The 4032-nt window shown below is 40.2% G+C and carries 6 protein-coding genes; 1 reads left to right on the top strand and 5 read right to left on the bottom strand.

The features are described from left to right. The 5 genes from ABWY16_RS07195 to ABWY16_RS07175 form a co-directional block, all read right to left on the bottom strand. Positions 1-232, bottom strand: a 232-nt coding sequence (locus ABWY16_RS07195) for a hypothetical protein (protein ID WP_353903967.1), incomplete at its 3' end; no start/stop codon positions are given. 87 nt (positions 233-319) lie between these two features. Beyond that, a complete protein-coding gene (locus tag ABWY16_RS07190) occupies positions 320-463 on the bottom strand; it encodes a hypothetical protein (protein ID WP_353903966.1) in 144 nt (47 codons plus the stop codon). Between the two features lie 117 nt (positions 464-580). Beyond that, complete coding sequence (locus ABWY16_RS07185; RefSeq protein ID WP_353903965.1) at positions 581-1513, bottom strand: MBL fold metallo-hydrolase; 933 nt, start codon at positions 1511-1513, stop codon at positions 581-583. Between the two features lie 437 nt (positions 1514-1950). After that, on the bottom strand, positions 1951-2385 hold the full coding sequence (locus tag ABWY16_RS07180; protein ID WP_353903964.1) for a toxin-antitoxin system YwqK family antitoxin: 435 nt from the start codon (positions 2383-2385) through the stop codon (positions 1951-1953). Positions 2386-2689: 304 nt separating this feature from the next. Continuing rightward, complete coding sequence (locus tag ABWY16_RS07175; protein WP_353903963.1) at positions 2690-3073, bottom strand: hypothetical protein; 384 nt, start codon at positions 3071-3073, stop codon at positions 2690-2692. Positions 3074-3144: 71 nt separating this feature from the next. Between ABWY16_RS07175 and ABWY16_RS07170 the strand changes: the two genes are divergently transcribed. Next, complete coding sequence (locus ABWY16_RS07170) at positions 3145-3600, top strand: DUF2059 domain-containing protein (RefSeq protein WP_353903962.1); 456 nt, start codon at positions 3145-3147, stop codon at positions 3598-3600. The last annotated feature ends 432 nt before the right edge of the window (positions 3601-4032 follow it).

Here is a 4032-nt window from a genome sequence, read left to right as displayed (position 1 = left end):
GTTTGTAGCCATCACCATTCTGTACGAATTTACGAATGAAGCGGATACCGAATTGCTGATAAAAAACGGGATCTTTGCTTAATTGTATCCAGCGCGAAGGAATTGCCAATGCGGCTAATGATAAGCCGATTATAATCCATAAATGATTTTGCGAACCATATCGCAACCAAATAGATACAACGGGTAAAAAACAAAGCAATGTCCAGAAGGCGTTGATCACTTGTCCCATCATTCAAAGGTACTGATTGAATTATAAGAAGTTGATCTTCAATTCAAAATAAAGGATAACTTATCGCGCGCTAACTTGTTGATTCATTTTTCAGCTGAGCATTTTAATGAATTCCTGTACAGATTCTTCAGTCGGCGCTGCAAAGTCGCTGATACCCTGAATAGTTTCTTTGCATAACGGCTCAGCCCGGTCAAACATGATTTTTTCGTAAGCTGCGATAGCGTTCTTACTCATTCCTACCTTACCAAGCGCTCTGGTTATTCGAATCAGATGGAGCCCGTCCGCATTAACAATTTATGGAGGATAAGGGGTGTCTTACCTTTTCGGACACCCCATTAACCTACGTTTCTATTAGTAATCCCAGAACATTGGCACCCAACGAAAGGCTTCACCTTCTGCCGCTACATGTCCTACTGATGGGAATGGTAAATGCGTAGCCACAAGTAGCCCGCCGGTAGCCGCAACTTCCTTCAAAAGTTCAATGCGGACGCGCACCGCCTCTTTAGGATCGTGCTCAAAGCCATTGTACCACTCAGGGTGTTCGAAACCAACTGCGAACACCAGGTCTCCAGCAAATGTCAAGCGGTCATCACCAGATTTAAGATGAACCACGCTATGACCAGGGGTATGACCACCAGTACGGGAAACGGTTACGCCCGGTGCCACTTCATACTTCTCATCGAAGAGTTGCAATTGGCTCTGATACACCTCACTGAATTTTTTAGCCGTTGCCTGAAGCGCTTCCGGGAACCCTGGCGGCATGAATACATGAGAGAAATCGGGCGACTCCCAGAATTTTACTTCTGCAGCTGCAACGTGAATCCGCAGATTTGGATGCAAACGGTCTTTCACCCCATCAACGAGCAGCCCACCTACGTGATCCATGTGCATGTGGGTCAGAATCACATCAGTTACAGAGGGCAGGTCTATACCAGCAGCCTCAAGTCGTTTGATTAACTGCCCGGCTCGTGGCAGCTGCAAGTCTGGGTCTAGTCCAAGCCCAGCGTCAATAAGTATGGTCTGATCACCGCTACGAACTACAACAACATTCAGTGCCCAATCGAAAGCTTCTGAGGGCAGGAACATGTTGTCAAGCCATTCCGCCCTATCGGTCGGATCGGCATTGTGTGCCAGCATTTGGGTTGGAAGTGGCAGCACGCCATCGCTGATAACCAAAACTTCAATTTCGCCAATCTTCAATGCATAACGAGAGGGAACGAGCTCTTCACCATCTGTTGTTATAACAGGTGAGATTTTCGTAGCAGAGTTGTTTTTTAAATCCATTGTTTTCTCCTTTTTTAATTTGTGTAAGTTTTTTAGTTGATAATTGCGGTAATTTCAAGATTGTCGAACTCAATCTACCCGGTATGGCCAAAGCCCATACCAAACAATCAAATCACTGTGAAACAAACACTTAAATAAAAACAGCCAGTACAAGAGGGCGCGACATATCGCTATTTTCGATTGAATCGTTTAATATCAACTCCTAAAAAAGAACACGCCCAACCTAAATCAACCCTTAAAAGGGAAAAGTTGCCTCATCGAGCCAGCTACAGCGTCACTTGATATATCCATCGGGTACTATTCACGGGTCGTTATACACGAGTAAAATGTTGTAAAAAAGTCAGGAGCGCAGCGACAGCATTTTTGTTTTTTGAAGCCACATGGGGTAAAATGCCTTTACAGCTGTATTTACACTGGTATCAATCAGGAAACCGTTTTTATTTATGTATCTCGATCTCCTTAGTTTCCATACCATTTAAGTAGTTTCTGATCAATTCCAATTTCCCATTTTTGTCGTAATACATCCAGTCCCCCACATAATACCAATGAAGAGAACCATCCAGTTCTCTTTTTTTTGTAGATCGACCAGTGGAACTGATTTTTCCATCAGGATAGTAAAATGTTGTATAACAAGTGTCTTTTCTATATTTCTCTTTGGATTCTAATACATGATTTGCGTATACCTTGCAGGTGCCTCTTTCTCTCCCCCGTTTATAATGTTCAACTCTTTTATAGATCACTTTATCTAAATTATATACTGTTATCCATTTTCCAACTCTGACATTATTGTTGTATCGATTTATTGAGCATCCAAAGAGAGCAAATGTTAAGGTTAGGACCATTGCTATTGCTGAAAGTTGTTTGTTTTTCATGGTTTCGATATATGCTATGATTTAAAGGCACCTACCTTTCTGATTGCAGACAGGTGTCGCTAAAATTATAAGAGAATCAAATGTTGGCGATAGTATGAAAATACAACTACTTAATTAGTTATACAACTAAATGAATAGTTATTTTTTCAAATATCAATTAACATCAAACATATATTAGATAACTTGAGGAATTTCTCTGTAATAACAAGCGAGCAGCCACATGAGGTAAAGTGCCTTTACAGCTGTATTTACGCTGGTATCAATCAGGAAACCTTGAACCTGTTCAGCAATTATGATTTCTGTATCACTGTGCTCTGGTCGCTTTATCAAATGATAAGAGAAGATTTTTATGGTCGACATCTTTCAGCAGCAGGTCATGAGAATCTTTTCCAAGCCCCGTCGTGAAATACATCTCAGCTTCAACTGTTTTGCCCTTTTCCAATCCCTCTTCGAATAGCGCAATCCCAAATAAATTGCTGTCAACTTTGGATGATGCAATGATACTTACTGTACCCAGGTCGTACTTGCCATTATTTTTCAAAGTGACAAGCCCGTTTTTATAACTGTAACTAAGTCCTTTAACAGTTGCCAGGTAGGTTTTATTTTTGCTTGTTACAGGAAGATATGTCTGGGCAAATCCCTGAACTCCAGCCACCAGTAAAAATATAATTGTCAGGATGATCCTCATGTTTTTTTTGAACCAAGGTAATAAATAGTTTTTGAGGCAAGTAAAATAAATAATTTTAACTTTATCACAACATGAAAAAATCAATCTTAACACTCTGCCTCGCCTTAATTGCCTTCTTATCTTTCGGTCAGGATAACGATAAATATAAATCGTCGTTAAAAAACCTGCTACAGATATCAGGTTCAGAAGCCGCTTATAAAGGCGTATTGGTTCAAATGGTAACTATGTTTAAGCAACAGCAGCCTAATGTTCCAGCTGAGTTTTGGGATGAATTTGGTGTTGAAGCGAACAAGGATATATCCAACCAACTTTTAACCCTCATGTTGCCAATATATCAAAAGCACTTAACAGAAACGGATCTCCTTGATATAATTGCTTTTTATCAGACGCCTGCAGGTAAAAAATTCGCAGAAAAATCTCCTTTGATAACACAGGAAGCCATGGTTGCCGGTCAGGAATGGGGCAGACAACTCGGTCAAAAAGCTGTGGATAATCTCAAAGCTAAAGGATATTTGAATGCGCAATAAGGTTTAGCACTTTTTAAGTATACAATAGTCGCGTTGCAAACTCTTCCGCTGCCAAAGCAATAATGTTCTAAAAGCCTTGCCACACATTTCTCACTTCCCAGGGCCACGACTCCCTCAAAAAAGTACAAATTCCTGTAATTCGGGGCTCCGGGGCTTCCTTTAGTGCAATTACTTAATTTTCATGCATACAATTGTGCTGTAAATACACACATTTTGATACTTTTTCCTGTAAAAAGATGCTGTAATTAGTGTAAAGAATGACTCACAAATTTTCACTCAAACAAAGCCCTACCTTATCACCAACAGCTATCATTTAACAAAATAAATAATATATGTAAAACAGCTTAAAATTAAGAGATATGCTTTTTAATTCGCTTCATTTCCTCTTGTTTTTTATACTGGTTACGCCTGCGTTTTTTCTTCTGCCCAATA

The sequence above is a fragment of the Pedobacter sp. genome (assembly GCF_040513095.1).
Lineage (GTDB): Bacteria > Bacteroidota > Bacteroidia > Sphingobacteriales > Sphingobacteriaceae > Pedobacter.
Note: the sequence above shows the minus strand (reverse complement) of the source record. Positions and strands in the feature narration are given on the sequence as shown.